This is a genomic window from Microcoleus harperi Pol14_C6 (assembly GCF_036701295.1).
Taxonomy (GTDB): domain Bacteria; phylum Cyanobacteriota; class Cyanobacteriia; order Cyanobacteriales; family Microcoleaceae; genus Microcoleus.
Map to the genome: position 1 here is coordinate 1 of NZ_JAUBQN010000094.1, position 4,397 is coordinate 4,397.

General features: G+C 40.3%; 2 protein-coding genes. Both read left to right on the top strand.

The genetic code is table 11. The features are described from left to right. On the top strand, positions 1-189 hold a 189-nt coding region (locus tag QUA27_RS26990; RefSeq protein WP_333072093.1), incomplete at its 5' end, for a sensor histidine kinase. An 80-nt stretch (positions 190-269) separates the two neighbouring features. Then, positions 270-4,397 (top strand): ATP-binding protein (locus QUA27_RS26995; protein WP_333072094.1); only part of this gene is annotated, 4,128 nt, incomplete at its 3' end.

Below are 4,397 nucleotides of genomic sequence, written 5' to 3' on the forward strand. Positions count from 1 at the left end.
GGTAGTGGCATGGATGAATCGGTCAAAGAAAAGATATTTGACCACTTATTTACAACCAAAGCAGTCGGGAAAGGAACCGGATTGGGATTGGCGATCGCTAAGTCGATCGTTGTCGAAAAACATGGCGGTGCAATTCACGTTAATTCTACCCCAGGCAAAGGCACCGAATTTATTATCATCTTACCATAAAAAGCAAAACAAAACAGTTAATTTCCCGATATTGGCTTATTTAACAACTACTAACCCTTGACTTTCGACCCACAACATAAATGAAAAACACCCAGCAAAACAGTAACGCTCATACAAACTTTCAAATTACAAAATATCAAATTATTGAAACAGTTTATTCAGGAAGTCGCACCTTAGTTTATCGGGCTGTCCGTACTAATGACCGATTACCTGTCGTCATCAAACTACTGAAAAACGAATATCCTACTTTGAGCGAATTGGTGCAATTTTGCAATCAATATACCATTGCTAAAAACCTTCTTCAATCTGGAATTATTGAAACTTATAGCCTAGAACCCTATCAAAATGGCTATGCCTTGGTCATGGAAGACTTTGGGGGTATTTCTCTCAAGGAATGGGTCATGAAAATAGGGAAATCACTATCTTTGAGAAAATTTTTAGAGATCGCGATCGCCCTCTGTAATGCCTTGGATATTTTATACCGCGAACGCATCATTCATAAAGATATCAAACCCACGAATATTCTGATTAATCCCTCAACTAAACAAGTCAAATTAATCGACTTTAGCATTGCATCTTTACTACCAAGAGAAACGCAAATCCTCATCAATCCCAATGTATTAGAAGGAACCCTAGCTTACATTTCTCCCGAACAAACCGGAAGAATGAACCGGGGGATTGACTACCGGACTGATTTTTATTCAATTGGTATCACCTTCTACGAATTATTGACAGGAGAGTTGCCATTTCAATCCAATGACCCGATGGAATTAGTACATTGCCATATCGCCAAAGCAGCACCCTTAGTACACGAAATTAACCCACAAATTCCATCTGTACTTTCAAAGATTGTCAGCAAATTGATGGCAAAAAATGCGGAAGACCGCTATCAAAGTGCTTTAGGACTGAAAACCGATCTAGAAAAATGTTTAGAGCGGCTTAAAGAAACTGGGGAAATTCAGAGTTTTGAAATTGGGCGAAGAGATGTGAGCGATCGCTTCCTCATTCCCGAAAAACTTTACGGACGAGAAGCTGAAGTATCAATACTGCTGCAAGCATTTGAGCGAGTTAGTCAAGGCGCAACAGAAATGATGCTGGTAGCTGGCTTTTCTGGGATTGGTAAAACAGCAGTAGTTAACGAAGTGCATAAACCGATCGTGCGCCAACGGGGTTATTTTATCAAAGGCAAATATGATCAATTTCAGCGTAACATTCCTTTAAGTGCCTTCGTGCAAGCCTTTCGGGATTTAATGGGGCAATTGGTGAGTGAAAGTGATGCCCAAATCAAACAATGGAAAACTAAGATTTTAGAAGCCCTTGGTGACAGCGGACAAGTCATTATTGAAGTCATCCCCGAACTAGAAATAATTATCGGTCAACAACCACCAGCTCCCGAATTATCGGGAACACCAGCACAAAATAGATTTAATTTATTGTTTCAAAAATTTACCCAAGTCTTTACCAATGCCTCACATCCCTTAGTGATGTTTTTAGATGATTTGCAATGGGCAGATTTGGCATCGCTGAACTTAATGCAGCTCCTGATGGCTGATACGGGGTATCTGTTATTAATTGGTGCATACCGCGATAATGAAGTCAACCCCGGACATCCATTGATGTTGACTTTTGGCGAGATACAAAAAAAACAAGCAACGATTAATACGATTACTTTAGTACCATTGAGTCAAGTCACAGTGAATCACTTAGTTGCTGACACCCTGAAATGCTCAAAAAAGTTGGCAGGTAATATTTCTCAACTGATTTATCAAAGAACCAAAGGAAATCCCTTATTTGCTATTCAGTTTCTTAAAGCATTACATCAAGACAATCTCATTCAATTCAATTTTGAATCAGGCTGCTGGCAATGCGATGTTACCCAAGTTAACCAGCAGGTGCTTACAGATGATGTTGTGTCCTTTATGGCATTGCAATTACAAAAATTGCCGCGATCGACTCAAAATGTATTAAAATTAGCTGCTTGTGTTGGTAATCAGTTCGATCTAGCGATTTTGGCAATTGTTTCGGAACAGTCAGAGATAGAAACTGCTGCTGAGTTGTGGAAAACGTTACAAGAAGGATTAATTTTACCGATTAGTGATGTTTATAAATTTTCTCAAGAAAATGATTACGATAAATTAACCCTAGAGAATGGAAATACCACTAAACAATTCGCACGATATAAATTTTTACATGACCGAGTACAGCAAGCGGCTTATTCGCTGATTCCCGATTGTCAAAAACAAGCAACTCATCTCAAAATCGGACAACTACTTCGGAAAAAATTATCACAAATAGAACAAGAGGAAAAACTGTTTGATATTGTCGAGCATTTGAATAAAGGAATTAAGTTAATTACTGAACCGAGAGAACAAGAAATGTTAGCTCAACTAAATTTAAAAGCTGGAGGTAAGGCGAGAAATTCTATAGCATACGCGGCAGCAAGAACATATTTCCAAACAGGCATCGACCTACTACAAATAAACTGTTGGCAAAGTCAGTATGAATTAGCTTTAAACCTCCATATTGCCGCGGCTGAAGCTAGTTATTTGAATAGTGACTTTGAGGGCATGGAACAGATAGCAACAATTATGTTGCTATCTGTTCAAACGATTTTAGACAAAATCAAAATTTACGAAATTCAAATTGCAGCGCAAGTTGTACAAAGTAATGTGTTGGAGGCGATCGCTATTGGCAGAAAAGCATTAGAACAATTGGGGCTTGAACTGCCTACAGAACCCGATCGAGCTAAGACTAGCATAATGCTACAAAGCCTTGCCACCCAACTCGAAGGTAGACAAATTGAAGACTTGATAAATCTGCCCTTAATGACCGATCCTACTGATCGAGCCGCAATGGAATTGATGGCAATGTTGTTTTCACCCATTATCCAAGGAATGCCCGGTTTATTGCCCTTACTGAGTTCGATGATGGTGAATTTATCTCTTCGATCAGGCAATACCGTGGCATCAACAACTGGGTATGGTATTCACGGCATGGTATTATGTGCTTTCTTGGAAGATCCTTCCGCAGGCTATGCTTTTGGTAAGTTGGCTCTAAATTTACTGGAAAAATTTAATATACAAAAAATTAAATCCGGCGTTATGTCTTTATTTGGTTGCTTTATTCAACATTACCAAGAGCGCTTGGATGCCACGATCCCGACTCTGAAAGCAGCTTACTATGCTGGCATAGAAACTGGAGATTTTTTACACGCTGGTTTTGCTCTAGGTGGTCACAGTAATGGCAGGTTTTTTAGCGGTGAAGAACTGAATAGTTTTATTAAAGACATGGCTGATTATAGTGTGGCATTGGCTCAGGTGAAACAAGAATCTGCTCGAGTATATGTAAATTTAGGCAAACAAGCAGCAGAAAACTTGATTGAATTAGTCAGTCAACCATATTGCTTGATCGGCAATTCCTATAATGAAACGTTGATGCTAACTAAGCACCAGCAGGATAACGATTTAACAGCGATGGCGCAAGCTTACATCTACAAACTGCTGCTTGCTTACTACTTTGGTAATTATGCAGATGCACGCAACTATATCGCCCAAGCGAAGCCGTGTTTAATGGCAGTATCGGGATCGATTTTTGTTCCTATTTTCCATTTTTATGCCTCACTAACTTATCTAGCACTCTTCCCTACCCAACCAGAACCGGAGCAAGCCGAACTGCTTGCTGTTGCTGCCACCCATCAAGCGATTCTGCACCAGTGGGCGCACTATGCCACGATGAACCACTTGCATAAATGGTATTTAGTTGAAGCCGAACGCCATCGAGTTTTGGGTGAAAAAGTCGGAGCCAGTGAGTGTTATGACCGAGCTATAAATCTTGCTAGAGAACATCAATTCATCAACGAAGAAGCCCTCGCCAACGAACTAGCAGCAAAGTTTTACTTACAATGGAATAAACAGCGCATCGCTCAAGAATATGCGATTGAAGCTTACTATGGCTATGCTCGTTGGGGTGCAAAAGCCAAAGTCGCTGATTTAGACAAACGCTATCCCCAATTACTTGCTCCCGTATTACAGCAAACTCGTTCTGCTCTTTCCACTAACGAAACTATCTTCGCCTTGGGGACTGTTACATCGACCAGTTCCGCTACTGGTAGCAGCAGTGCTTCTGTGGCTTTAGATTTAGCTGCCATTCTCAAAGCTTCCCAAGCTATCTCCAGCGAAATCGAACTGTCCAAACTGCTTTCATCGTTG